General features: G+C 64.8%; 24 protein-coding genes and 1 pseudogene. 13 read left to right on the top strand and 12 right to left on the bottom strand.

The window, feature by feature from the left end:
• Positions 1–193: 193 nt before the first annotated feature.
• Positions 194–445, bottom strand: coding sequence for a hypothetical protein (locus AC1DFE_RS13840; protein ID WP_476906448.1), 252 nt, complete (start codon positions 443–445; stop codon positions 194–196).
• 218 nt (positions 446–663) lie between these two features.
• On the bottom strand, positions 664–939 hold the full coding sequence (locus tag AC1DFE_RS13835) for a hypothetical protein (RefSeq protein ID WP_476906447.1): 276 nt from the start codon (positions 937–939) through the stop codon (positions 664–666).
• Positions 940–1,115: 176 nt separating this feature from the next.
• Between AC1DFE_RS13835 and AC1DFE_RS13830 the strand changes: the two genes are divergently transcribed.
• Complete coding sequence (locus AC1DFE_RS13830; protein ID WP_476906446.1) at positions 1,116–1,826, top strand: TetR/AcrR family transcriptional regulator C-terminal domain-containing protein; 711 nt, start codon at positions 1,116–1,118, stop codon at positions 1,824–1,826.
• A gap of 921 nt (positions 1,827–2,747) precedes the next feature.
• Here AC1DFE_RS13830 and AC1DFE_RS13825 read toward each other — a convergent pair.
• Positions 2,748–3,497: a dienelactone hydrolase family protein gene (locus AC1DFE_RS13825; protein ID WP_476906445.1), complete on the bottom strand. Its 750-nt coding sequence runs from the start codon at positions 3,495–3,497 to the stop codon at positions 2,748–2,750.
• A 516-nt stretch (positions 3,498–4,013) separates the two neighbouring features.
• On the opposite strand from AC1DFE_RS13825, the gene AC1DFE_RS13820 reads away from it, so the two are divergent.
• Positions 4,014–4,934 (top strand): pseudouridine-5'-phosphate glycosidase, encoded by a 921-nt coding sequence (locus AC1DFE_RS13820; protein WP_476906444.1) that lies wholly within the window; start codon positions 4,014–4,016, stop codon positions 4,932–4,934.
• Between the two features lie 756 nt (positions 4,935–5,690).
• Here AC1DFE_RS13820 and AC1DFE_RS13815 read toward each other — a convergent pair.
• Both AC1DFE_RS13815 and AC1DFE_RS13810 read right to left on the bottom strand, forming a co-directional pair.
• Complete coding sequence (locus AC1DFE_RS13815; RefSeq protein ID WP_476906443.1) at positions 5,691–7,136, bottom strand: SLC13 family permease; 1,446 nt, start codon at positions 7,134–7,136, stop codon at positions 5,691–5,693.
• 12 nt (positions 7,137–7,148) lie between these two features.
• Positions 7,149–8,267 carry a PrpF domain-containing protein gene (locus AC1DFE_RS13810; protein ID WP_476906442.1) on the bottom strand — a complete coding sequence of 373 codons (1,119 nt, stop codon included), beginning with the start codon at positions 8,265–8,267 and terminating at the stop codon, positions 7,149–7,151.
• A 240-nt stretch (positions 8,268–8,507) separates the two neighbouring features.
• On the opposite strand from AC1DFE_RS13810, the gene AC1DFE_RS13805 reads away from it, so the two are divergent.
• The gene (locus AC1DFE_RS13805) at positions 8,508–9,446 is read left to right on the top strand and encodes a LysR substrate-binding domain-containing protein (RefSeq protein WP_476906441.1); all 939 of its coding nucleotides are present in this window, start codon (positions 8,508–8,510) and stop codon (positions 9,444–9,446) included.
• 296 nt (positions 9,447–9,742) lie between these two features.
• The gene (locus tag AC1DFE_RS13800) at positions 9,743–9,874 is read left to right on the top strand and encodes a hypothetical protein (protein ID WP_476906440.1); all 132 of its coding nucleotides are present in this window, start codon (positions 9,743–9,745) and stop codon (positions 9,872–9,874) included.
• 91 nt (positions 9,875–9,965) lie between these two features.
• Here the strand turns inward: AC1DFE_RS13800 and AC1DFE_RS13795 are convergent, their stop codons facing one another.
• Positions 9,966–10,553 carry a TMEM175 family protein gene (locus AC1DFE_RS13795; RefSeq protein ID WP_476906439.1) on the bottom strand — a complete coding sequence of 196 codons (588 nt, stop codon included), beginning with the start codon at positions 10,551–10,553 and terminating at the stop codon, positions 9,966–9,968.
• A 539-nt stretch (positions 10,554–11,092) separates the two neighbouring features.
• Positions 11,093–12,682 carry an ATP-dependent DNA ligase gene (locus AC1DFE_RS13790; RefSeq protein ID WP_476906438.1) on the bottom strand — a complete coding sequence of 530 codons (1,590 nt, stop codon included), beginning with the start codon at positions 12,680–12,682 and terminating at the stop codon, positions 11,093–11,095.
• A 63-nt stretch (positions 12,683–12,745) separates the two neighbouring features.
• Between AC1DFE_RS13790 and AC1DFE_RS13785 the strand changes: the two genes are divergently transcribed.
• Positions 12,746–13,348 carry a dihydrofolate reductase family protein gene (locus AC1DFE_RS13785; RefSeq protein WP_476906437.1) on the top strand — a complete coding sequence of 201 codons (603 nt, stop codon included), beginning with the start codon at positions 12,746–12,748 and terminating at the stop codon, positions 13,346–13,348.
• Positions 13,345–13,572, top strand: a complete 228-nt coding sequence (locus AC1DFE_RS13780) for a hypothetical protein (protein ID WP_476906436.1) — start codon at positions 13,345–13,347, stop codon at positions 13,570–13,572. The genes AC1DFE_RS13785 and AC1DFE_RS13780 overlap by 4 nt, the downstream gene beginning before the upstream one ends.
• A gap of 816 nt (positions 13,573–14,388) precedes the next feature.
• Here AC1DFE_RS13780 and AC1DFE_RS13775 read toward each other — a convergent pair.
• Positions 14,389–14,598, bottom strand: a complete 210-nt coding sequence (locus AC1DFE_RS13775) for a hypothetical protein (protein ID WP_476906435.1) — start codon at positions 14,596–14,598, stop codon at positions 14,389–14,391.
• A gap of 24 nt (positions 14,599–14,622) precedes the next feature.
• Here AC1DFE_RS13775 and AC1DFE_RS13770 point away from each other — a divergent pair, with 24 nt between their 5' ends.
• The gene (locus AC1DFE_RS13770) at positions 14,623–15,672 is read left to right on the top strand and encodes a phospholipase D-like domain-containing protein (protein ID WP_476906434.1); all 1,050 of its coding nucleotides are present in this window, start codon (positions 14,623–14,625) and stop codon (positions 15,670–15,672) included.
• A gap of 73 nt (positions 15,673–15,745) precedes the next feature.
• On the opposite strand, the gene AC1DFE_RS13765 is transcribed toward AC1DFE_RS13770, so the two are convergent.
• The 3 genes and pseudogenes from AC1DFE_RS13765 to AC1DFE_RS13755 all read right to left on the bottom strand — a co-directional run bounded on the left by AC1DFE_RS13765 (position 15,746) and on the right by AC1DFE_RS13755 (position 18,818).
• On the bottom strand, positions 15,746–16,813 hold the full coding sequence (locus tag AC1DFE_RS13765) for an AI-2E family transporter (RefSeq protein WP_476906433.1): 1,068 nt from the start codon (positions 16,811–16,813) through the stop codon (positions 15,746–15,748).
• 261 nt (positions 16,814–17,074) lie between these two features.
• Positions 17,075–17,378 (bottom strand): annotated as a pseudogene (locus tag AC1DFE_RS13760) (recombinase family protein); the annotation flags it as partial.
• A 348-nt stretch (positions 17,379–17,726) separates the two neighbouring features.
• A complete protein-coding gene (locus AC1DFE_RS13755) occupies positions 17,727–18,818 on the bottom strand; it encodes a maleylacetate reductase (RefSeq protein ID WP_476906432.1) in 1,092 nt (363 codons plus the stop codon).
• Positions 18,819–18,998: 180 nt separating this feature from the next.
• Here AC1DFE_RS13755 and AC1DFE_RS13750 point away from each other — a divergent pair, with 180 nt between their 5' ends.
• The 6 genes from AC1DFE_RS13750 to AC1DFE_RS13725 all read left to right on the top strand — a co-directional run bounded on the left by AC1DFE_RS13750 (position 18,999) and on the right by AC1DFE_RS13725 (position 23,356).
• A complete protein-coding gene (locus AC1DFE_RS13750) occupies positions 18,999–19,541 on the top strand; it encodes a YceI family protein (protein ID WP_476906431.1) in 543 nt (180 codons plus the stop codon).
• 133 nt (positions 19,542–19,674) lie between these two features.
• The gene (locus tag AC1DFE_RS13745) at positions 19,675–20,646 is read left to right on the top strand and encodes a ring-cleaving dioxygenase (RefSeq protein ID WP_476906430.1); all 972 of its coding nucleotides are present in this window, start codon (positions 19,675–19,677) and stop codon (positions 20,644–20,646) included.
• Between the two features lie 10 nt (positions 20,647–20,656).
• Entirely contained in the window at positions 20,657–21,292 is a 636-nt protein-coding gene (locus tag AC1DFE_RS13740) for an alpha/beta hydrolase (RefSeq protein ID WP_476906429.1), read from the top strand.
• Positions 21,293–21,449: 157 nt separating this feature from the next.
• Entirely contained in the window at positions 21,450–21,971 is a 522-nt protein-coding gene (locus tag AC1DFE_RS13735) for a carboxymuconolactone decarboxylase family protein (RefSeq protein ID WP_476906428.1), read from the top strand.
• Positions 21,968–22,981, top strand: coding sequence for a pirin family protein (locus AC1DFE_RS13730; RefSeq protein WP_476906427.1), 1,014 nt, complete (start codon positions 21,968–21,970; stop codon positions 22,979–22,981). Before AC1DFE_RS13735 ends, AC1DFE_RS13730 begins: the two co-directional genes overlap by 4 nt.
• 27 nt (positions 22,982–23,008) lie before the next feature.
• Positions 23,009–23,356, top strand: coding sequence for a GNAT family N-acetyltransferase (locus tag AC1DFE_RS13725; protein WP_476906426.1), 348 nt, complete (start codon positions 23,009–23,011; stop codon positions 23,354–23,356).
• 363 nt (positions 23,357–23,719) lie between these two features.
• On the opposite strand, the gene AC1DFE_RS13720 is transcribed toward AC1DFE_RS13725, so the two are convergent.
• Complete coding sequence (locus tag AC1DFE_RS13720; RefSeq protein WP_476906425.1) at positions 23,720–23,983, bottom strand: antibiotic biosynthesis monooxygenase family protein; 264 nt, start codon at positions 23,981–23,983, stop codon at positions 23,720–23,722.
• Positions 23,984–24,370 lie beyond the last annotated feature (387 nt).

Here is a 24,370-nt window from a genome sequence, read left to right as displayed (position 1 = left end):
AAAGACCCTTGACAGGCGGCAATTCGAGCAGTGGAGGGCGACGGCCAGAATGCCTGTCCGCCCGTCAGTGACAGCCGGGGATTCCACCAACAAATGAACGTCGGTATCGCACCCGGGGCACCAGGGCTGCTTTCCCCGTGGCTGATGGGCGCCACGGGGAATGTAAGTGTTCGAGGATGTCACAGCCGGAGGCTCAGACCACGGCCTGGTAGCTGGAAAGGATAAAGTCCGCAGCGGCCGGGCCCTTCATCTTCAGGCACTGGCCGGGACTGACGCGCTGTTTCATTGCGGCCCAGAAAACGTGCTCCGATTGCGGAGCGTTACCCGACAGGTAACACCAGCTGGTGTACAGGCCGTAAAAGGAATCCCCGCCAAGAGCCGAATCGGACTCCCGGTCACAATAGGTGGCTTCGCTGAGGAATTGGTCGAACTGTGAATGTGCCATGATGGCTCTTTTCACTACGGTGCGGGTGTCCGCCGTGCGGCTACAGCGGCTGAAACTCAAATGCCTTGCACTGGACATCGAGCGTACTGCCGGACCATGACCTTTGAGATGCTTCGGCACGTTGATCTACAGGTGAAGCAGATGACTCTGGCGCAGCACCGGTCAGGATGCTGCGCCAGGATCTACCATTTCCCGGCCGCGTGCCGGGGAGGCGCGTTTTAGCCGTGGTTGTTGTGGGCGCGGTTGCCGGCCTTGGCCAGGCCGCGGGCGATCATCAGACCGACCGTGAGCCAGGTGATGTACTGCATCGCGTCATTGGCATTGAAAACGTCAACACCGTTTTCACTTGCATTGTCCCCCACCACTGCAGCGGTAATGATCGTGGCGATCACTGCCGCGACATAGACAGCGAACTCAAGGGTCCGGGTCGAGATCTTAACGTCATTGGCGTTGCGGACAGTGCTGGAGTTCTCGTTGTGGGTTTGAGCAGTCATGTGGGTCTCCTGAGGGTGATGTGAGCAGCCTGGACGGCGATGCAAACTCTGATCCCTCTACTGAAACCATGTCGACAACTTCTCTACGTTGTAGACTTTACCCGTAGACTATCTAATAAGCAAGCTTACGCATCCCTCGCATGGGGGATGACGCCGAACAACAGGACGGTTCCTCTATGGCCTCCCCCAAAGGCACCACCAACGGTGCAGGTCCTCGGAAGGCGCGCCTGAGCAGGGAAGTTGTCCTCTCTGCCGCGTTGAAACTGGTGGACGCCGAGGGTTTGGAAGCCCTCACTATGCGCCGATTGGGCCAGGAACTGGGGCGGGACCCCATGAGCCTTTACCGCTACGCAGCCAACCGTGCCGCCCTGCTGGACGGGGTCACCGAAATGGTGCTCAACGAGCTGGCCATCTTTGTCCATGATCGCGACTGGCAAGCCCAGCTTCGCCGGATCGGGCACAATCTAAGGCTCCTGGCTCTGCGGCACCCCAACGTCGTGCCGTTGCTGGTCACCAGGCCCCTGTCCACTCCTTTGGGCTTGCGTCCGCTGGGCACCCTGCGCCCCCTGGAGCAGATATTGGCCCTGCTGATAGCGGCAGGCTTTTCTCCACCCGACGCCCTGCACGTCTATCGCGCTTACTACGGATTCCTCTACGGCCACATCCTCAACGAGCTCCAGGAATACATCGTGGACCCGGACGAGAACGAAGCCATCCTCCGCCTCGGCCTGCACCGCCTGCCGGCAAAGGAATTTCCAAACCTGCGTGCACTGGGCCCGGTCCTCGCCGAGTACGACGGTGACGTTGAGCTTGATCAAGGACTGAGCATCCTGCTCTCGGGCCTTGCCGCACAACTCTCGGGACCGCACCCAAAGCCACCGCGCTGAGAAAGCCTGTGTCGCCACAACGGACTCCATTTGCTCGGGCTGGTCCCTGCTGATCCGCTGGATTTCCCCAGATCGTGAGTGTCGCTGGACGTGTGGGCGATTAGCTATTAGTGTCCCTTAACACTGAAACCGACATGGGCGCACATAGCGTCTGGGAAGGAGGAGCGCGTCACTGCTGACCAAGACCAGGTACCACTGTCCCAACCGTTGAAAGCCCCTTCCGAGGGGCTTTCCCTTGTTGTGCGGGCAACCGCCCGGGCTCGCCGTAGGCGGAAGTTCCGAGGGGCGGAAGGACCTGGCCATGCGACGGGCCCAGACAGGACAGGGTTCGCTGCTGAGGCCCCGTGTACCCAGCAGCGGTAAGCCGTTGATGCCTACCAGTAAAAGCAAGTTGGCCTGCCCGCGTCCACCAAAAACGACCGTTTCTGACCACCCGCGACCAGCCTCCCATGTGTCTCGCGCGGTTTAGTCAGGAGGTTGCTCCTCGTGGCGTTCCTGTAGCCTCTGTACCGTCGCCGTTGTAGTACCCGGGTGTGCGTTTAGCCTGGAATGCCCTGTTGTCGATGGCGGCCGCATGGACTGTCTGCCCCCAGGCCTCGTCGGCTTCAGCGGCCGGCTCAATGAAGGAGGCATGGACAGGGCGGCCCCATCCGATCACTGCTGCGATGTGTTCGGCCAGTTGGAGGCGGATGTCGTTACCATGACCGCGACGACGCTTTCGGTGAACAGGGTCAGCTCATCCATGCCGGCTGCGCTGCCGGCCCGGGGGGGGGAGGAGAGCGACGGATGATCGCTGCATGTATCTCCCGCGTCAACTGTGCCGGTTCGGGGTGGTTGGACGGCCGGCTGCCTTGGTCTGTGGTCTGATCGGCCAGCGATTCGAACTGGGCAATCCGGCCGGGGGCGGTGACCGGGGGGAGTTCAGCCCTTCAGCGCCGCGTCGAGTAAGGCCTGCAGCTCCCGGAAGTGCCGCTCGGTGGCCTCGGGGTCGAAGACGGAGGTGTCGGCCATGGTGTAGCCATGGGGCGCCCCCGCATAGATTTCGTTGGACGCCTCTAGGCCTGCGGCCTGTAGGGCTTCGCCGAGCCGGGCGACGGCATCCGGTGCCATGCTGCGGTCCTGGTCCGCATGGCCGAATACGAACCGGGCCCGCGCGTTGCCAAGCTTGAGGTGCGGGCTGTCCGGGTCGTCGGTGGCCAGTCCGCCGCCGTGGAAGCCGCCGCACGCAGCCACCACGTCGGGGTGTGAGGTTGCGGTCCGGACGGCCAGGCGGGCGCCCATGCAGTAACCGGTGGTTCCCATGGGGCCGGGGGCCACGCCGTCGAGCCCGGCCAGCGCGGACACCCACGCATTGATATCCGGCAGCACCTTGTCCGGCGTCAGGCGGCCAACCCGGGGGAAGGCAGCCTTGCCTGCGGCCTCCCTGCCTTCCTGGGTGGACAGGTCCACCGCCGGGGCGAGCTCCGCCATGGAACCTTCACGGTAGAAGACGTTCGGCGCCAGCACCACGTAGCCCCAGTCAGCGATGCGCTGGGCCATCTCCTGGATTCGGGGGCGCAGTCCGAAGGCGTCCATGTAGAAGATGACGCCGGGAACAGGGCCGGTTGCGGTGGACGGCCGGGCCACGAAGGCCTCCGCGGTGCCTGCTGCTGCAGGGATTTCGATGGGCATGGGCCCACACTATCGGAACTCAGGAGTAATGCCCGGGTCACGGTCCATGAAGTCGAGATGCGGGGCGTGCTCCTACGGCATCGACGTCCTGAACACGTTCAACGGCCGTCACGTCCAGGGGGATCCGGATGCCCTCGATCGTGGATCCGTTGGATCCTTCCAGTCCTCCGGGGAAGCTCCAACTGACCTTGCTGGCGACGCTGGCTGAGCACGAGAGAGCTCATCAATGCCCGGGTCGGGGCCGGGGTGATCGCCGCGCAGAAAAGCGGGGTGAAGTTCGGTCCGGCGCCGTAGGAAGATGCCGTCGCCAGGTAACGGGTGGCCCGGGCCCGGGCAGACGATGGCGGAGGGGAAAACTGCCGGGCCGGTCACGCTACGCCGAGAAAACAACCCCGCCGACCGCCAATATCCCAGGGACGCCAGTCTGCACCGGCCCGGCCGCGATGTCTTGTTGTTATTTCTCGCGTGCGGGAACCTTGTTGAGTCAGGTCAGTCACGTTCGACCGGGAGACCACCGTGTCATCCACCCCCAGCGTCGCGTTCCATGTCTCAGAGGAGGTGGCCGCAGCCATTGCTGGAGGGCGCCCTGTCGTTGCTTTGGAATCGACCATCTTCACTCACGGCCTTCCGCGTCCGCGCAATCTCGAAGTTGCTTTGGAGGCTGAGGAACGCCTCCGCAGTCAAGGGGTCGTTCCTGCAACGATCGGTGTCTTCGCCGGCGCTCCGACGGTGGGGCTCAGCCTCAAGCAGATCACCTCGCTCGCCAATGACGGGGCAGTGAAGAAAGTCAGCCTCCGCGATCTTCCCGTAGCCGCTGCTCTTCAGCTCCACGGCGGGACCACCGTAGCAGCGACGGCGTTCCTGGCACACCGCGCCGGCATCAAAGTCTTCGCAACCGGCGGCGTGGGTGGAGTTCACCACGGTGCGGCAACATCCTTCGATGAATCTGCCGATATGACTACCCTGGCTACTACCCCGATCATCGTCGTCAGCGCCGGCGTGAAGTCCATCCTGGACGTCGCCGCCACCCTCGAACGGTTCGAAACGCTCAACATCCCGGTCGTCGGTTACAAGACCAAGAAGTACCCTGGCTTCTACGTTTCCGACTCGGGGTTGGAGATCGAGTACGCGGTCAACACTCCGGATGAAGTTGCAGCAATCTGCAGCGCACGTGATGACCTGCACATCAAATCGGCCATCCTGTTGGCAAACCCGATCGCAGAGGACAAGCAGTTCCCTCCGGCCGAGCTCGACGACATTCTCTCCCGGGCGTGGGCGCAGGCAGAGAAGAACGGGATCACCGGCAAGGACACCACACCGTTCCTTTTGGACTTCATTCAGCGCGAGACGAACGGCCGAAGCGTGAACGTAAACGTCGATGTATACCGAAGTAACGTGTCCCTCGGCGGCGAAGTCGCCATCGCACTGACCCGCTAGCCCGGAGGAATGACAATGTTAGGTGTGGTCAGGCGGACTATGCGGGCCACTCATGGTTGTCCTTTAACGACCCTACTGTGCCCGACGGGGAGTTATCGCCGCCGTACATGTAGCCCATGAAGCTCACCGCCTTTCTTCCCTGGCTCGAGGGTTTTCCAACGATGCCTGTTCATGGCTACCTGCAGCGTCGACTACATGACGCTACGGATTTTCGCCGCGTTGTCCCGAAGTGAGGTACCTGCCGTTAGGCCGATCTCTCATATCTGTTCATGCCATCCCTGCTGGAGGGTACCTGCCGGAAAGGTGAGAGGTCGAAGCACCCTTTGCCGATAAGAACCCATACGCCGATTCGCCTGAAGGCTACGAGACATAGTTACGAGCTGTGGAGCCGCTCCACGGCGTTGTTGGCTTGAGAAAACGGCCTTGTGGCTGGCTTGGGTAGCGGAGGATGATGGCGGTGCCGCGGTCGACGCCGCCGTGTCTTAGTGCTCAGAGCCTGTCTATGAGCATGGTGTGGAGTGCTTCCACGGGAACCGTGGATTATTGATGCAAAGCCAAAGGCAGGGCGGCTGTGAAAGCCGCCCTGCCTTTGGTGCGCACGGGCGTGCCTGCGCCCGTCTATCGGGTTTCCTGTTGCGTTGGAGGCAGGTTTATCCCGTGCGCGTGCCGGACGTAGATCCGGCGGTCCTGGGTCCCCTTATCGTCTGATGTCGCTACCTGAGGCAGATGCCTGCGTGGGTTCGCAGGGAGCGGCGGTCACATAATGCCGGTGGGTACGAGCAGGGCCCAGGCCAGTGCGGGGGCTGCGAGGACGACTGCTCCGGCGTACATCATCAGCTGCTTGTAGACGCGTTGGCGGTCGTTTTCGCGGGCGTTGGCGACGACGAGTGCGCCGTCTGTGGAGAAGGGGGAGACGTCCACGACGGTGGCAGCGATGGCGAGTGCTGCGACGGTTCCGGAGGCGCTGAGTGAACTGGTGGCCAGCAGCGGGCCGGCCAGGGGGATGAACGCGGTCAGCAAGGCGGTGGAGGATGCGAAGGCTGATCCGACGCCGATGACGTAGCAGAGGACGAGGGCGATCAGGAGTGGTGCACCGAGTGCAAGGGCTTGCTTGGCGAGGGTGTCGATGACGCCGACGTGCTGGAGGAGGGAGACGTAGGTGATCATGCCTGCCACCAGCAGGACGGTGGACCAGGAAACGCCGCCGATGAACGTTTTGTGTTCCTTGATGTTGACGAAGGCGAGGAGGAGGCCGGCGGAGAGGGCGACGAATCCGATGGGCATCTGGAAGCCCAGGGTGCACAGGAGAATCACAGCGATCAACGCCAGCGTGAAGATCTGCTGGCCGTGCGGGCGTCCGACTCGGGGTGCGTCGAGGCCGGCGTACTCGTTGGCGTGCTTGTCGCGCAGCTTGCCCAGGAGGGCGAAGAGCGCGATGGTCAGGGCTGAGAGGATGAGATTGAGGGCGAAGCTGGCCGTGAACAGCGCGCCCTGGGAGATGGGGAATCCGTTTTTCAGTGCGACGTCGTGCACCAGCACGCCGGCGACGGACAGCGGGGAGAATCCGCCGGCGTGGGCGCCGTTGATGACGAAGGCGCCCATGAGGACCGGGTGGATGCGGGACTCGTAGGCAAGTCCGAGGGCTGCCGGTGCCAGGAGTGCGACGGCGGCGGGGGAGAAGGTGCCCAGTGAGGTCAGCGCGGCAGCCAGGAGGAAGAACACCCAGGGGAGGAGCATGGTTTTGCCCCTGACCAGGCGCACGCAGGTTTGGACGATGATGTCGATGGTCCCGTTTCTTTGGGCCATGCTGAAGAAGTAGGTGACGCCGATGATCGTCAAGACGATGCTGGCCGGGAAGTCCTCGAGGATTTGCTTGTCGCTCATTCCGAGCATGAAGTAGCCGACGCCGAAGGATGCCACCAGCCCCATGATGCCGATGTTCAGCGGCCATTTTGTGGCGACGACGAACATCACGACCAGGATGACGAGCGGGATGATCTGGGTGGCGGTCATGGTCGGCTCCGATCCCGGGGCGGCCGCGGGGTTCAAGAGGACACCCCCGAACAGGAGGGCGACCAGACCCAGGATAGTGGCGGCGGCTACCGTCATCAGCAGGATACGGCGCCGGCGGGTGGGACGGCGGGAGCGGGCGGTGCTTGTGTCGCTGTCTAGGGGTGCAGTTTGTTCTGCGGTCTTAGTCATGATGCTGTCTCCTCATTGAGTGGCGCGGGCTAGGGAGGCGTCGACGGCGCTGCCGAGGGCCTCGGGGAGGTGGATGAGGGTGGTCGCGAGAGTGCGGGCTGTTCGGTCGACGCCGACGAGCAGCGATCCATCCCGTTCCTCGCTCCAGGTTTCGATCACCCCGGCCGGTGTGCGCAGCCGCAGGGTGGGGTGAATCGTGTCGCCGGTGATGGCGTTAAGCACGGTGCCCGGGGTGCGGGCGGCGAGGGTCAGTGCGATGCTGCCGGTAATCGCCAATGCCGGGTGGGGCTTACCCATCGAGAGCATCATGACGCTGACGTCGCTGTCCAGATCGGCCTGGGCCGGCGGGGCCACGATGGCGACCTTGGGGACGGCGCGGGCCGCCTCGGCGGTGGTGGCTGCGAGCCCCATCCGCACTGCGGCCTGGCGACGGATGTGTTCCAGGGCTTCCAGTTGCAGCTCCACCCCGGAGAGCCAGCTGTCGTAGCGTTCCGGGTCAAGGCCAAGGTCCTCGGCGTGGAGAATGACTACCGGTGCTCCGGCGTCGACCATGGAGACGGTCCAGCGCGTTCCGCCGGCGGTGACCGTGTCTGAGGCGGATCCGGTGGGAAGCAGCTGGCCCGTGGTTTTGCCGGCAGGGTCCTGGAAGCCGAGCCCCACGCGGTATCCGGGGAACGGGACACCGGGCATCTGGGCCTGCGGGACGATCGGCAGCGCACCGGACGGCGTGGATACCCGCTGGATGATGATCTGGCCGGTGTTGGTGTTGCGGGTAACGATCCGGGTGACGTCACCGGTCGGGACCACCCAGCCCTTCTCGATGGCGTACAGACCGACCACAGCCGAGCAGTTGCCACAATTGCTGCCCCAATCCACCAAGGCTTCTTCAATCCCCACCTGGGCGAAGGTGAACTCAACGTCGACATCGCCGGCGGCGGGACGGCTAAGGATCATCGCTTTGCTGGTCGTTGAAGTCGCCCCGCCAACACCATCGATCTGCCTGTGGTCGGGACTGCCGAACAGCCGGGGAAGCAGCACGTCCGGGCTGGTTTCAGTCTCACCGAACTGCCCGCTTTCAAAGACCCAGCATTTGCTGGTGCCTCCGCGCATCCATTCCGCTTCGATCTTCATGGTTAGTTCCTTGCTTCTCTGCTGCCCAGGTGTTTTCAAGGGCCTGATTCGAGATTGAGGCAGATCACAAATGAAGACAATGTCGGATTTGTGATGGAGGATGTAGAAACACTTCAATCAGGTTCCCTGAAGGAATGCGCCAATGAAAAACCAGGCTCGATGGGCCGAAAAGACCCTTGACTTCCCGGGAGCGAAGCACCCCGTGCATAGAATGAACATGTTGCACAGAAGGGTGAACGATTGCTTAACGATGAGAGCCGGGATTTATTCGATATTCGCCGGCTGGCGTTGCTGGTCGAGGTCGTCGAGCAGGGATCGATCACTGCCGCGGCCGAACTGATGATGTACACGCCGTCAGCAGTCTCCCAGCAGCTGCGCAAGCTCGAGCAGGAAGTTGGCCAGCCACTCCTCAACCGCCGCTCCCGCGGGGTGGTGCCCACCGAGGCGGGACAGGTGCTCGCCGGCCACGCCCGGAAGATCGTCGGGCAAATGCGGGCAGCACAGTCGGACCTGGATCAAATCGCAGGCCTCAAACGCGGCTCCCTGACCATCGGAACATTTCCGACTCTCGCTGGGTCATTCCTGCCGGTTGTTATCCGGGCCTTCAAAAAGAGGTACCCGGCCATTGGCCTCTCCGTGCGAAGCGCACGTTTCGATGACCTCGTGACAGACCTGCACTCTGGAGTTACCGGCCTGTGCCTGCTGTGGGACTACCCCTGGAACCGCTTCCAGGACGATTCAATCCGCATAACCGAAGTCTTCCAGGAAAGCACCGTCCTCCTGGTATCCCGCGGGCACCCACTTGCCGGCCGCGACGAGATCCGGATGGAAGAGCTCCGCAAGGAATCGTGGATAGTGCGGGCCGAGGCCCACCCCGTGGTGGAAGTGCTGCAGCGCTCCGCTCACGAGGCCGGCTTCGAACCAACCATTGGCTTCCTGGCCAACGACTACCAGGAAGCCCAGGCCATGGTGAGCGTCGGGATGGGCGTGGCCATGGTGCCGAAAACCGCCGTCGCCCTCCAACACCCCGACGTCAGGGTCATCAGCCTCGGCCCCGGCGCACCGTTACGGCGCGTATTACTGGCCCAACGACAAGACAAGGTTTACGCCCCGGCTGAAGTCGCATTCCACTCCACCCTGCTGGAGATCGCCCGCGAACGAGCCGGAGACTACCTCTAGCAACGAAGCGGGTCGTTTTCTGCGGAGTTGTGGTTGGAAAAACGCCCTTGTGGCTGGGTTGGGTAGCGGCGGATGACGGGGGTGCCGCGGTCGACGCCGTGTGTCTTAGTGCTTAGAGCCTGTCTATGAGCGTGGTGTGGAGGGCTTCCACGGGAACCGTGGATTGGCGCCGCAACCCCAGCAGCATCGGTTTGATGAGCCCGTTTAGTAGATTACTGAATCAGTTACCCGTCCTTCCCGCGGCACCTGGCACCACCAGCCGGTGGTGTTGTTGGACCAGATGCGAGGAGTAGATGATGGACACCATGCACGAGCGTGCCGCGGAAATCGATATCTTCAAACGCGACGCGAAGGTCTGCATCCGGATACCGGGAGCGCTGGGCAGGAACTCCAGTAGGACAGTGACCACCTATGGGGTGGCGACGTGAGAACACCGGTGAGCTTCGGCGGTTTTGATGGTATAGGCAGCCGGCTGCTCAAACATCTTCAGGTATCGGACTACATGCCGCCGCGGGCGGATCAGTCCCGGTGAGCCCTGGTGACGAAGTGCTCAACCCGGCGGTCAGGAATTAGCCAGATCATGGCCACGATGGTGTAGACCGCAACTCCAAGCAGTGGCTGGACTGCGCTCAGTCCGAGGCCCGCGAGGTAAATCAGTGGCGACGTTTTGCCCTTCCAGTCCCGGCCGATTGCCTGGGCGAGAGGGCCATCCCGGCCCTGTTGGCGGATCAGTGCCTGTTCCAGGATGAAGTAGGCGATCGCGGCGCATAGCAAGTTGATCCCATACGTGAGCACCGGGATCTGCACGAAGCCGGACTCGTCCATCCAGCGGGTGGTGAACGGGATTAGTGAAAGCCAGAACAACAAGTGCAAATTGGCCCAGAGGATCGCGCCGTTGACCCTGCTTGCCAGGTGGATCATGTGGTGGTGATTGTTCCAGTAAATTCCAACGTAGACGAAGCTGAGCAGGTAGCTGAGGAACGTGGGCAGGACCGACCCCAAACCACGCCAGGTCGGTTCGTCTGGCACACGGAGTTCCAGCACCATGATTGTGATGATGATGGCGAGCACACCATCACTGAACGCCTCCAGGCGGTTCTTGTTCACCGGCCTCCCTCCATCCAAGCAACATCCTAATTAAGGATCCTCAGCCCGGTCCAAGGAGAGCTTGGCAGGTGATGATCGTCGGCTCATCAAGACCTTCGCCGCTGCCAGGAACTGAAGCTCGTGCACGCACCTGCACGGAAACGTTTTTGGGGGAGCAATGAAGCCAGGAGCTCCCTATCCGCACAAGGACAGCTACAGCTCCTGAGCCGGAGCACAAGAAGGCCGCCGCTGATCCAGCGGCGGCCTTCTCTGTCCGACGTCGGGGCCGGGAGACCTGCCTGGCCTGCGTCGAGCCCCTGACGACAAAGCGGGGGAGCTGACGTCGAAGGTGCCCGCATGGAAGACGCCTCCCCAACGGCCAAACCAGACGTGGGTAGGTAACCACAATGAGGACGGCCAGCGACCGCAAGCCCTGGATTTCCGGGCGATAAGAGGGTTTTTCGGGACACCCGCCACGTCGGCGGGCGCTGGTGCCGCCCCTCCCGCTCCCTAAGTGTTGACACGGATAACCCTCCGGAGCCCATAACCAACCATCAATTTTACGGGAGTGGGGCGTCCCTTCCCGAATCTGGCCCCACCGGCGCGGGCGATACCTTTCTGCCCGGTGGGGTATGGAGCAGGGCGCGTAACGTCTGGATGGTGTCGGCCTCCGCGGCCGTCTTGTCGTCACGGTAGCGCTTGACGCGTGCGAACCGAAGGGCGATTCCACCCGGATAGCGGGGAGACTGCTGGACGCCGTCGATGGCGATCTCGACGACGGTGATCGGCTCGGTCCAGACCGTACCAGCCGTACGACGCACCTCCAACTCCTGGAACCTTTCGGTCTGCCATCGCAGCAGCGCGTCGGTGAGGCCCTTGAAAGTTTTGCCGACCATCACGTAACCGCCGGGTTCGCCGAACTCGCCGATAGGGTCCAGGGCTCCGAGGTGCAGGTTCGACAGCAGCCCGGTGCGCCGTCCTGACCCCCATTCGCAGGCGAGCACCACCAGGTCGTAGGTGAGCACCGGCTTCACCTTGATCCAGTTCGAACCCCGCCGCCCGGCGGCGTAGGCCGAGCCCACCGCCTTCACCACCACACCCTCATGGCCGGCGGCAAGCGCACCGCGCGACACTTCCTCGGCAACAGCCGGATCCGCAGTGATTTTCCCCGGGATGCGGTGCCCGGGGGCGATACGCTCGAGCACGCCGATGCGTGTGGAGAGCGGCTCGTCGAGCAGGTCGCGCCCGTCGACGTGCAGCACGTCGAAAAACCAAGGATGCAGCAGCGTGGTGCGCGCCGCGTTCGCCCCGAACCGGGACATGGTCTCCTGGAACGGCCGGGGGCCGCCGTCCTCGTCGAGGGCTAGGGTCTCGCCGTCGAGGATCACATCGCGCACGGGGAGTCCGCGCACCACCTCCACGACCTCAGGCAGCCGGTGGGTCACCTCGGCCAGGGTGCGGGTGTAAATGCGCACGTCGTCGCCGGCACGGTGCACCTGGATGCGTGCGCCGTCGAGCTTGTATTCCACCGACGCTTCCCCCGTGGCCTTCAGCGCCTCGCCGGCACTGGCCGCGGTTGCGGCGAGCATGGGCTGCACGGGACGCCCGACGACGAGCCCGACCGCGTCAAGCTGGGCCGCGGTGCCCGTGATGGCAAGCAGGGCGGTCCCGCCGAGATCGCCGGAGAGCATCGCTGCGCGGCGTACGGCCTCGGCCGGCCGGCCGGCGGCGCGGGCGACCGCATCCATCAGTACGCCTTCGAGTGCACCGGTACGAAGTTCTCCGAGCAGCACGCCGGCGATGAAGGCCTGCTCCCGCTCGGTGGCTTCCGCCATCAGAGTCCGAAGGGTGGCGGCGCGTTCCATGGTCGAACCAGTGCCTGCGGCTGCCAACAGCCGGTCCAACACAGCGTCGAGGTGGGCGATAGTGAGATTCGGCTTAGGAGCGGGCTCGCCCCTGGCCGCCCTCATGCCGCTCCAGCCGATCCCGACTCGGCCCTGGCGGGGCTTGGCGGTGAGCAAGCCGACCGCCGTCGGGATGTCCGCGGGGTCGAGCCGGAGCAGCAGACCTGCCAGTTCGTTGACCTTGGCGAGCCGGGAGCGAGTGGTCGCGACGGTATCCGAGGTCCTCACAAGCTCGCCGAGCAGCATGGCACCAGTCTGTCACGGCCGCTGGCTATGGACAGCGATTAGACCCTGTTCCAGAATGGGCGCGTGGGAATCATCGTGGCCAACCTGTTTGTCACCCTCGACGGCGTCTATCAGGCGCCGGGCGCCAGCGAAGAAGATACCGCGGGCGGATTCGCCTTCGGCGGCTGGCAGGCGCCCGTGTCCGATGACGAGGCCGGCGCTGCCATCGGCGAGGAGATTGGCCGCATCGACGCCCTGCTCCTCGGTAGGAAGACTTACGACATTTTCGCGGCCTACTGGCCGCACCAGTCCGGCGAGATCGGCGGCACGCTCAACCGGGTGCCCAAGTTCGTCGTCTCCAATTCACTGGTTGCTCCGGCGTGGGCGGGCACCAAGGTGCTGCCAAACGTAGCGGCAGCGGGCCGGCTCCGAGAAGAGTTCGACGAGGTGCACATGTTCGGCAGCGGCGTCCTCATCCGGTCGCTGCTGGCGGCGGACGTGCTCGACCGCCTCCACCTCTGGCTCTATCCGATCACCCTCGGGCAGGGCAAGCGCATCTTCGACGCCGGGACCGTCCCCGCCTCCTTCCGCCTCGCCGAGCCGGCGCGCACCTTCCCGAAGGGGGCAGTGTCGCTGGTCTACGAGCGCGCGGGCAGCGTGGCGACGCAGGACATGCCGGGCGCGTGATGGGCAAAGTCACGGCATCCATCACCACGTCCGTTGACTTCTTTGTTACCGGCCCTGACGACGGGCCCGAGTACGGCCTGGGCAAGGGCGGAGAGCGCCTGCACTACTGGGTGATGGGCGGCCCGTGGACCTACGACGGCGGGCACAACTTCGCCATGCACTACTCCGACAAGGATTTCTACGACGAGATCGTGGCCGGCATCGAAGGTCCACGGGATGTATGACGCCGCAGGGGCTTGGGGAGGGACCGACCCATTCGCCGGCCGCTTTTCGTGCTCGGCAGTGCAAGACCCTGATTGCGACCGAGGCCTGGAGTCCCGTTCACTGCGACGCACTTCGTAGTCTCAGCTACCTCGATAGGGAGCGGCAGTTCCCATGAACTTTCGCTGCGCCTCGGCGACACCTTCTGGGGAGTGGAGATCGGGCCGTGTTTTCCGCCGGTCCGTCTGAAGCTTGGGAGAGAACCAATAAGTCCACTTCGAGGTGGTTCGCGGACCCAAGGGTCCCCTGGCCGAAAAATCCGACCGCTATAGCTGTCCGGGGCCCGCTGCCGTGGGCGGCCTGCCTGACCCTAAAGTTCTGCCCAGCTGGTTTCTGTGCAAACTAGGGAAGCCGGTGCCGTGGCGCGTTTTTGCAGTGTCTCTTGTTTCTGTTGTTGGGAGGGCTTCTTGGATTGCTACTTCTTCACGGTGCCCCGTAGAGTGCGTCGAGTGGACAGTGATGCTGGTACGTGGTTCCTGAGTCGCGCTGAGCGGGGGAATCTGGCCACGGACGATAAAGCGGGCGGCGCCGGGTCGCCGTCCTGGTCGGAGGGCAACCTCGTGCGGCCTCTGGTTCATGGAGCGACCTACTTCGCCCGACTGCATGAGGAGCTTATGGCTCTGCGTGCGGGAGACCGTGTGTGGTTCACCGACTGGCGGGGCGATGCCGACGAGCGGCTACTTGCTGGTGGACCATCGATCGGCGTTCTGCTCGCCGGGTTGGCTCGCGCGGGAGTGGACGTGCGGGGCCTCGTTTGGAGATCCCACGGAGAGCGAGTGTCAGCCCCGATGAGCGGCCGATCCAACGAGCTCCTCGGTCGAGAGATCAACGACGCCGGGGGAGAGGTGCTGCTGGATCAGCGAGTGCGCTTGTTCGGCTCCCATCATCAAAAGTTTTTCGTCATCTGCCATCGTGAGGACCCGTCGCGGGACGTCGCGTTCGTTGGCGGGCTCGACCTTTGCCACAGCCGTCGAGACGATGCCGGCCACGCGGGTGACCCGCAAGCGGTGGCCATGGATTCCCGTTACGGGAAACGACCCCCGTGGCACGATGCCGCCCTCGAACTGCGCGGCCCCGTGGTGGGCGATGTGCTGGCGGTTTTCGCCGAACGGTGGAACGATCCCCATCCCCTGGATCGGCGCACGCCCTACCGGATGCTGCTGCAACGTCTCGCCCGCATGCCCCGACACCCCAAGCCGCTCCCAGCTGCTGCGCCGCCGCCACCACCGGCGGGCCCGCACGCCGTGCAGCTGCTCCGCACCTACGGCGTGAAACGACCCCCGTTCCCGTTCGCACCGGGTGGAGAGCGCAGCGTTGCCCGGGCCTACGCGAAGGCCTTCACCCGCGCCCGATCCCTGATCTACATCGAGGACCAGTACCTGTGGTCGACAGAGGTCGCAGCCGGAATTGCGGAGGCCCTCGAACGGAACCCCGAATTGAAGGTGATCGCCGTCGTGCCCCGCTACCCCGACTCCGATGGCCCCCTCGCAGGACCGCCCAGCCGGATCGGGCAACTGCGCGCCATCAGAATGCTGCGCCGGGTCGCGCCCGACAGGGTCGGCGTGTTCGACCTGGAGAACAGCACCGGCACTCCGATCTACGTCCACGCCAAAATCTGCATCATCGACGACACCTGGTTCACCTGCGGCTCGGACAATTTCAACCGCAGATCATGGACCACCGACAGCGAGCTCACCTGCGCCGTACTCGACACGGCTGCCGCCAACCGGGAACCTCACGGCAGAGACACCGGCCACGACGCCCCCCGACCGTTGGCGAGCGGACTCCGCCTCCAACTCTGGGCCGAACACCTGGGCCTGGACCAGAACGATTCCCGACTCCACGACCCCGCCACCGGGCTGGAACTTTGGAACACCACCGCCGACACTCTCGACCGCTGGCACGAAACTGGCCGCCGCTCGACGCGACCTGCCGGACACGTTCGCCACCACGTTCCGGAACCCGTATCGGGCCTCCAACGTCTCTGGGCGGCTCCGCTCAGCCGCCTCGTCGTGGACCCGGACGGCCGCCCACGCAGGCTGCGCGGCACCACCCAATTCTAGGCAAGCAACGGCGGTGTCGAGAAGGCGCTTTTTCCGGGGGCCCTTTTCATTGGGCGGCCCTGCTCGCAATCTTTTATTGGTCAGGTTCGGCTGGGGCGAGGGGTTCCGGGCCCGGTGTTTCCCGTTCCGCGAGGGATTTGTATGTGGTCCACGCCAGGGCGCACAGCGGGACTGCGAGGAGTGCACCTATGACTCCGGCCAGTGTCGCCCCTGCAGCCAGGGCCAGGATGATGACCAGTCCATGAAGACGCAGGACACGGCCCATGAAGAAGGGCTGAAGAATGTGGTGTTCGAACTGGTTGGCGCCCACCAGGATGATCAGCACTGTAAGGGCAGGGCCGGGCCCGTTCTCCACGAGGGCTACCAGGACTGCGAGGCTGCCCGCGGATGTTGCGCCGATAATGGGGATGAAGCCCCCTAGAAAGACCACCGCGGCGAGCGGGAGGGCGAGTGGAACTCGAAGAATCAGTAGACCGCCCAGCACAATGACGGCGTCGATGGCTGCGATGATCAGTGTGCCGTGGACATACCCTCCGAGCACTATGATGCTGCGGTCGGCGGCAAGATGTGCCCTGCGTTGGTGTTCTCCGGGGAGGAACCCGATGAGGAAAGCGCGGATCTTCTCGCCGTCCTTGAGGAAAAAGAACAGGATGACCGCTGTCAGGACTGTCCCTGCGGCTATCTCCCCAGCGTTCCTGAGCCCGGTCAATGCGTCGGCGCCAAGGCTTCCCCCAGCCAGGAACTTCTGGAACTCTCCGCGGGCCGCATCGATCTGATCGTTGGACAACGACACCGGTCCGGTTGTGATGAATTCCTGCAGCTGCTTTATGCCTACTTCCGCCCGGGCCGCCAGTACTGATGCCTGCTGGCGCACCAGGGTGACGATGCCGCCGATGATTCCGGCGGCGACGGCGAGGATCGCCAGGAATGAGGACAGCACTGCGAGGGCTCGGGGCCAACCGCGTGCTGAGAGCCAACGGACTACGGGTGCCATCGCCGAGGCGAGGACCAAGGCAATGAGGACTGGCGTCGTGACCAGTGGAACCCGGGTCGCGCCCAGGACCACTACCCAGGCCAGCACCAGCACGGAGAGTGTTTGGATGGCCCGGATGCTTGCATGGCCCAGCCCGTCAGCCCACAACAGCCCCATCCTTGCGGTGAAAGACTGGGGCCGCGGTGATCCAGTCGGGCGGCCCGGAAAATCATTTGATTCCACAAAACTTCTCCTTGCTAGTCATCGCGAATTGTTCGGGTCCGGTGTTGATGGTTAGCTACCCCAATACGTTGGGATCAAACGATACGGGCTGAGCTGCCGCCGGACCTCCCGATTCCACCGTGCGCAGGTGTTCCAGCTCGACCCAGGTCGCGTTCTCCGGCAGGAAGGCCTGGCCGACCGGGTGCATGGGTCATGAATGGATCCGCCGATAATCAGCTTCACTTCACGCCGGGTGTGGTCCTCAACGATGTCCCTTGCGTCAGGGAGCGATCGTGCCAGACGGTCGGGCTTGGTGACCACGAACGTATCCCCGGCCCGAACTGCAGCCAGTGCTTCCCGACGCCCCGGCCTTTCGCGGCTCGTACCGGTCAGTCCATGGTCAACATAGATCCGACCGCAGCCACCCCGAGGGCGACAAGTCCGTTCCGTTGGACAGTCAGGTCCTGCTCATCCGTGGACATCCGGCGTACCCGACAAAATGCGCGTTCATGCCCGCCAGTGTAGCCCTGAAGGCACCCTCAGCGGGCCTTCAGGTGCCAGGGCAAACACCCATCGAGAGGGCAGTATCCAGGCGGAACTCTTGCGGTACGGGAGGGGGCAGGAGGCGTCGCGTCGGAGGACCGTCATACGCGACGGTTAGCACGCGCACAAACGCAGCGTTCGGAGTACTGGTGGTGGAACCAGGACGAGAACCTTGCAATCTCCACACTCGCCGGGGTGCGGCCCCGAACAACTTCGAGGCAAGGCTGCTGGACGTTGGCATTGCCTTGGCTCGCTTCCGCCGAAGGAGCGTGTCATTTCCCTCTCCCTCGGCAATAACGGCAGCGTTTCCGCGCTCCTATAGAGAGTTGCTTAGTCGTCCGGGAGTCTGTTTTGCGGCAGTACCTGCGTACGCGTCGCGAAGGAGTTCCTGAAGGTTTTCCGCGGTGACGTTGCGTGGGTTGGAGGCCGGAATGGCGGGCAGGATCAGCCGGGCGGCTTCGGGGATGCTATCTTCGGCCAGGCCGTAGTCCTTCAGGGCCCTGGGGGCGTCGAGTGTTTCCCGCAGGGCGTTCAGCCCGTCCAGCGCCCGGGCTGCACCGAAAGCGGCGGCGATCCGGGCCTCGGCGTCGGGGGCTAAGGGGGCGTTAAAGGCGAGCACGTGCGGCAGGATGATGGCGTGGGTCTGGGCGTGGGGCAGGTTGTAGGCCCCGCCGAGGACGTGGCAGATCTTGTGGTGCATTCCGGATCCGGCCGAGGCGAACGCCACCGCAGCCAGGTACGCCCCGTAGAGGGCCTGTTCACGCCCGGACGGTTCCAGGGGGTGGACCTTGATGGCCGGCAGCGCCACGTTCAGTGCGCGGACGCCTTCGGTTGCGAGGGCGGCGTTGATCGGGTCGGCGCGAGGGCCCCACAGTGAATCGATGCAGTGCGCCAGGGCGTTGAGTCCGGAAGCCACCGATAGTTCCACCGGCAGGCCCAGGGTGAGCGCGGCGTCGTAGATGACCGTTACGGGCAGGACGGCGTCATCGACGCCCGTGGTCTTCCGGGATGCCTCTGTCCGTCCCCACACGTTGGTCGCTTCGGAGCCGGCATAGGTTGTCGGGATGGCGATGATCGGCAGGCGCAGCGTCAGCGCGATGACCTTGGCCAGGCCTGTGGTTGACCCGCCGCCGGCGCAGACGATCAGGTCGATTCGGTTTTCCGCGGCGGCTGCCCGGGCCTTTTCGGCCTTGTCCGCCGGTACGTGCGGGGCCACGTCATCGTAATGGAGGGCGACGCTGATGCTGTCCGTGACGGCCGCCAAGCGCCTCGCCTCCGCGGCTGACGAGATGACCATGACCCTCCTGGCGCCCAGCCTGGCCACCTCGGCGGCCAGGTTCGCTCCGGCCAACCCGGTGCCAAACAGCACCCTCTGGCCCAGGGTGGTGTGCTCAAAATTCAGACTCATGGCGTGGTACTCCCTGCTCATAGCAATGACACGGCCGAGTATAGGCCAGACCCGGCCGGCACAAGCCCGGACCGGGTACGTGCGCAGCGCCACAGTTGACTCTTCAATGAAACTGCGTCAAGATAGATGCAAATGCATGTATCGGCAGGGACCTTCCCGCCGCATCCTTAGGAGGAAATAATGTCTGTTGAACTCACCCCCGGTACCTGGAACCTTGACCTGGCCCACACCGAAATCGGCTTCGTCGTCCGCCACGCCGGCATCAGCAAGGTCCGCGGCCAGTTCACCGAGGCCGACGCAACCCTGGTCATCGGTGAAGGCGTCGACTCGTCCTCGGTCAGCGCGAGCATCAGCACCGCGTCCTTCGACTCCAACGACGACAACCGGGACGCCCACGTGAAGGGCGCCGACTTCTTCAATGTCGAGCAGTTCCCGAAGATGACCTTCCGCTCCTCCGGGGCCACGGGCTCGGCAGGGCAGTTCAAGCTTGCCGGGGAACTGACCATCAAGGACACCACGCTGCCGGTGGAGTTCGACGTCGAATTCGGCGGCGCTGCCGTCGATCCCTTCGGCGCCACCCGCGCCGGCTTCTCGGCCACCACGGTCATCTCCCGCAAGCAGTTCGGCATCACCTGGAACGCGGCGCTGGAAGCCGGCGGCGTCCTGGTCGGCGACAAGGTCACCATCAACGTCGACGCCGCCTTCGTACTCTCCGCGAACTAAGGCGCTCTCATCAGCTGCCCCGCCGCGCCGTGGCGGGGGCGGGTCGGGAATATCCCGCAAAGTAAATGAATTTGCATGCATACCGGCGGCCGGAAGGTCGACCGGGACGCCAATCGAACCCGGAGGAAACATCATGACCGCACACACTTCCGGTCTGCACCACGTCACCGCGATCGCCGGGGACCCGCAGGCCAACATCGACTTCTACATCCAGGGCCTCGGGCTCCGGCTGGTGAAGAAGACCGTGAACTTCGATGCCCCATCGGCCTACCACCTGTACTACGGTGACGAGGCGGGCCGGCCCGGATCGCTGATGACGTTCTTCCCGTGGGGCAAGGTGGCGCCGGGCCGGATCGGCGCAGGGCAGTCCACCACCACGGCCTTCTCCGTCCCCGCCGGAACCCTGGGCTGGTGGCAAAACCACTTCAACGCCCTCGGCGTGAACTCCGCCATAACCCGCGTCTCACCGGACGAGGAACGCCTCTCGCTCCGGGACCCGGACGGCCTGCAGCTGGACCTGGTCGCCTCCTCCACCGCCGACCCCCGCGACCCGTGGGACTCCGCCTCGGTCCCGGCCAAATACGCCGTCCGCGGCCAGCACTCCTCGGTGCTCACCGTCAAAAACCCCGAACGCACCCTGCGCGTGCTGACCGAGGACCTGGGACTGCGCATCACCGGTGAGACCGCTGACCGGACCCGGCTGGAAGCCGGAGACGGCGGCGCCGGCAATATCGTCGACGTCGTCGCCGACCCGAGGGGACCCTCAGGCCTGGTCGCCGGCGGCACCGTCCACCACATCGCCTTCCGGGTCCCGGATACCGCAACCCAGGAGCTCTGGCGCCGCGACCTGGCCGAACGCGGCTACGCCGTGACCGAGATCCTGGACCGGCAGTACTTCACTTCCATCTACTTCCGTGAACCGGGCGGGGTCCTGTTCGAAATCGCCACGGACACCCCCGGCTTCGACATCGACGAACCCCTGCTGGAACTTGGCCGGTCCCTGAAGCTTCCGCCGTGGATGGAACCCTCCCGCGACGCGATCGAGGGCTCCATGGCCCGCATCCAGCTCCCTGGCGAAAACAACCCCGCCCTGGCCGGACGCTAGGACCCCGGACATGACCACAACCAACACCGAGGTCACCGCCTGGCCGCACCTCTACACCCCCGGACGGGAGGATGCCCCCGTGCTGCTCATGCTGCACGGGACCGGCAGCAACGAACGCGACATCGCCTCCCTTGCCGGCGCCCTGGACCCGGACGCCGGAATCCTCGCCCCCCGGGGACGGGTGCAGGAGCACGGCATGCTGCGCTGGTTCCGCCGGCACGCCGAAGGAGTCTTCGACGTAGAGGACGTCATCGACCGCTCCCGCGAGCTGGCCGGGTTCCTCGGGGCGGCCCGGAACCACTACGGCCTCGGAGACCGGAAGCTGATCGCGGTCGGGTTCTCCAACGGCGCCAACATCGCCCTCGCCACGGCCATGCTGCACCCCGAAGCCCTGGACCGGGTGATCGCGTTCTCCGGCATGTATCCGCTGGGGGAGCGCACCGGCGCCACAGCCCTGACGGGCAGCCGCATCCTTGCCCTCAACGGCGATACGGACCCCATGGCCCCGCCCGCCAGCGTCACCAGGCTTATGGCCGAACTCACCCGCCAGGGAGCCACCGTGGAGCAGGTACTTCGCCCCGGCGGTCACGGCATCGAACCCTACGACCTGGACGCCGCCCGTAACTGGCTCAGCCGCAACGGATAGCCCCGTTGCCCCGAAGGCCGTGTTGTTGAAAGGATCATTGCAGTCAGCCGCTCATGAACCAGCGGCAGGCGGGACCAGGATGCCGCACCGGCCATCGGTGCGGTGCCTATAAAGCCGCAGTGCCGTACTAACGTGCAGCGTCGTATTAAGGAGTTTCATGGTTGGCTCGTTTTTCCTGGACAAATCCGATCCCGGCAGCTGGAGAGCCCTTAACGGGCTGGCCGTGAAGGTCGCCGCGGCGGCCGAAGCCGCGGGCCTGAGCCGGGCCGTCGTTGAACTGCTCAACGTCCGGGTTTCGCAGCTGAACGGGTGCGCCTACTGCCTGGATCTCCACCACCGGCTCGCCCGGGAAGCCGGGGCCAGCGCCCAGCAACTGGCCGTGCTGCCCGCCTGGCGTGAGACGGCCGTCTTCACCGAAACCGAACGCGCGGCCCTTGCCGTCGGTGAGGCCGCCACCGCCCTGCACGGCGACCCCAAGTTCCTCGCCGAACTCGCGGCAGCCCGCGCCGCGCTGACCGAGGCGCAGTACTCGGCCCTGCAGTGGTGCGCGATCGCGATGAACGCCTTCAACCGCGTCTCCATCCTCAGCGGCCACCCGGTCCGCCCCAGACCCGAAGCCAGCGCCACCGGTGACAGGACGGCGGCCGCGTCCCGGGCGTCTGCCGGTGCCATGCCATGAGCAACCTTGAGACCGTCCCCGAGGAGATCATCTGCACCGAGGGCGCCCGCACGGCCAGGGTTGAGTTCCTGGCCCCCCGGGAAGTTCCGCTCGGCGGCCCGCGCGCCATGCCTGTGCGGCGCACGCTTCCCCAGAAGCAGCGCAGCCTCATCGGCGCCTGGTGCTTTCTGGACCACTACGGCCCGGACCTCGTCCCGGAATCGGGGGGCATGCGGGTCCCGCGCCACCCCCACACCGGCCTGGCAACGGTGAGCTGGCTGTTCACCGGCAAGATCGCCCACCGCGACTCCGCCGGCTACGAGGCAATCGTCCGCCCCGGGGAGGTCAACCTCATGATCGCAGGACGGGGGATCTCTCACCAGGAGTTCTCCACCCCGGACACCGGCATCCTGCATGGGGCCCAGCTCTGGTATGCCCTGCCCGACGCCACCCGGAGCATGGCCCCGGCCTTCGAACATTACGCCCCGGAACCCGTCCGGGGCGACGGCACCGAACTGCGGGTCTTCCTGGGCTCCCTGGCCGGATCGTCCTCGCCCGTGCCCACCTACGCCCCGCCCCTGCTGGGCGCCGAGGCCGTGCTTAGGTCCGGTGCACGGCTCGAACTGGACCTGGACCCGGCCTTCGAACACGGAATCCTGCTCGACACCGGCGAGATCTCCCTCGACGGCACCCCTATGGCCGTGGACCACCTGCACTACCTGCGCACCGGCCGCGGCAGGATCGTCCTGGAAGCCGGGCAGACCCCGGCCCGCGTGCTGATCCTCGGCGGAGAACCGCTGGGCGAACAGATCGTGATGTGGTGGAACTTCGTCGGACGCACCCACGACGAGGTGGTCGCCTACCGCGCCGCCTGGCAGGCAGAGATCGGCGCCGAACCGGCCGACCCTCCCACCGGCAACACCTACCCGGACGGCGCCCCATACCCCCGGTTCGGGCCCTACCCGGAAGGGCACCCGGCACCACTGCCGGCCCCGGCCCTGCCCAACGCCCAGCTGCGCCCCCGCGGCTGACCAACAACTCACTTCAGGAGACCTCCATTGGAAAACCAGGCAACCATCACCGTCCGCAGTGCCCCGGAACGCCACCGCTACGAAATCCTCGACGGTGACGCCGTCATCGGCAAAGCCCACTACCTGCCCCGCGACGGCAGCAACGGACCCGAACGGGTTTTCTACCACACCACCGTCAGCGAGGACTACGCCGGGCAAGGCCTCGCCGCACGCCTCGTACAGGATGCTCTGGACGATACCCTCGCAGCCGGCATCGCCGTCGTTCCCGTCTGCCCCTACGTCAAGGTCTGGCTCCGCAAGCACCCGGACTACCAGCCGCGCATGACCCCGGTCCACCCTGAGCACCTGACCGCCGTCGAAAACGCCGCCCCGTAGACCTGTTCGCGGATCGGGCTCCCCAACCGAAATCAGCAGCTGGATTGCCAGCTACCCATCGAGCTGAGTGTTGATCACGGGATATTGTCGGCCGCGCTGCTCGCCGTGGAGATTGGGCGCAGCTTCCAGCACGGCTTCGCCCAGGCCACCGCCAGTGAAGACACACCCCTGGGCGCTGCCCCCTCAACACTCAGACGCTGTGGATGTTTAGAGACGACCACAACGACCTGATCGCTAACGCCTGTGAAAGCCTGGGCTTGGTGCAGCGGAACAGGTCAAGCTGTCACATTCCGTGCATCGAGTCGGAGGCGGGTCTCGTCACCCGATAACGGTACCGTTTCTGTAGTCGGGGGGCGGTGACTGCTAGGGCGTCACCTTGTTCATCAGCTCGTGTTTCTCCGGGCTGACCTCCACCGGCAGGTTTGGCTTGACGCTGTTGTTGAACCAATCGTCGTGCTGCGCAGCACTCTCCCAGATTTCCACAACCCTTATCCCGCCATCCTGCTCCCATGCGTAGTGCGCGATGAATCCAGGGGTGGCCTTGAGCTTGTCTGTAAGGACGGCCGCGGTTCCTTCATATTGTTCCCGGGTCATGCCGGTCACGGTGCTATTGGTCAGGATAGTCATGGTGGGACTCCCTCAATATGCGTCTGCCGACCGGGCGGATGGATTCCGCGGACAGGGCCGGCGCAGCCAGATTGTACGCCCGGGAGGACCTGACTGACAGGGGCTGGGGGATACGCGTCTGCGCCCCGTCCCGCCTCGCGCTTTAGCTATTGCCATTGTCGTTCCGGTGGTGCTTAAGTCCGCTAACGTGGCAGCTACGGCCTGTTTCCTGCACTGGTTTTGTGCCCGCGATGCAGGAGCTGCCCCGAGCTGAGATCGTGTCGAGCATCGTAGACTTTCTGGCCGCAAACGAGGGTGTCCGCGGAGCCTGGGATCCTCGCCGATGGGAGCGGCGGCCGGAGGACCGGAACTTCTCAAAGCGGCAAGCCTATCCGCGTCGATGGCCAC

This window comes from Arthrobacter sp. 05T423, assembly GCF_056396245.1.
Note: the sequence above shows the minus strand (reverse complement) of the source record. Positions and strands in the feature narration are given on the sequence as shown.

Excerpts from the sequence above, each read along its gene's own strand:
- AC1DFE_RS13800 (WP_476906440.1), top strand. The coding sequence starts at position 9,743 with ATGGACACCATGCACGAGCGTGCCGCGGAAATCGATATCTTCAAACGC.
- AC1DFE_RS13810 (WP_476906442.1), bottom strand. The coding sequence starts at position 8,267 with ATGAAGATCGAAGCGGAATGGATGCGCGGAGGCACCAGCAAATGCTGG.
- AC1DFE_RS13745 (WP_476906430.1), top strand. The coding sequence starts at position 19,675 with ATGACCGCACACACTTCCGGTCTGCACCACGTCACCGCGATCGCCGGG.
- AC1DFE_RS13755 (WP_476906432.1), bottom strand. The coding sequence starts at position 18,818 with ATGAGTCTGAATTTTGAGCACACCACCCTGGGCCAGAGGGTGCTGTTT.
- AC1DFE_RS13735 (WP_476906428.1), top strand. The coding sequence starts at position 21,450 with ATGGTTGGCTCGTTTTTCCTGGACAAATCCGATCCCGGCAGCTGGAGA.
- AC1DFE_RS13730 (WP_476906427.1), top strand. The coding sequence starts at position 21,968 with ATGAGCAACCTTGAGACCGTCCCCGAGGAGATCATCTGCACCGAGGGC.
- AC1DFE_RS13830 (WP_476906446.1), top strand. The coding sequence starts at position 1,116 with ATGGCCTCCCCCAAAGGCACCACCAACGGTGCAGGTCCTCGGAAGGCG.
- AC1DFE_RS13770 (WP_476906434.1), top strand. The coding sequence starts at position 14,623 with ATGGATTCCCGTTACGGGAAACGACCCCCGTGGCACGATGCCGCCCTC.
- AC1DFE_RS13750 (WP_476906431.1), top strand. The coding sequence starts at position 18,999 with ATGTCTGTTGAACTCACCCCCGGTACCTGGAACCTTGACCTGGCCCAC.
- AC1DFE_RS13815 (WP_476906443.1), bottom strand. The coding sequence starts at position 7,136 with ATGACTAAGACCGCAGAACAAACTGCACCCCTAGACAGCGACACAAGC.
- AC1DFE_RS13840 (WP_476906448.1), bottom strand. The coding sequence starts at position 445 with ATGGCACATTCACAGTTCGACCAATTCCTCAGCGAAGCCACCTATTGT.
- AC1DFE_RS13825 (WP_476906445.1), bottom strand. The coding sequence starts at position 3,497 with ATGCCCATCGAAATCCCTGCAGCAGCAGGCACCGCGGAGGCCTTCGTG.
- AC1DFE_RS13740 (WP_476906429.1), top strand. The coding sequence starts at position 20,657 with ATGACCACAACCAACACCGAGGTCACCGCCTGGCCGCACCTCTACACC.
- AC1DFE_RS13720 (WP_476906425.1), bottom strand. The coding sequence starts at position 23,983 with ATGACTATCCTGACCAATAGCACCGTGACCGGCATGACCCGGGAACAA.
- AC1DFE_RS13790 (WP_476906438.1), bottom strand. The coding sequence starts at position 12,682 with ATGCTGCTCGGCGAGCTTGTGAGGACCTCGGATACCGTCGCGACCACT.
- AC1DFE_RS13835 (WP_476906447.1), bottom strand. The coding sequence starts at position 939 with ATGACTGCTCAAACCCACAACGAGAACTCCAGCACTGTCCGCAACGCC.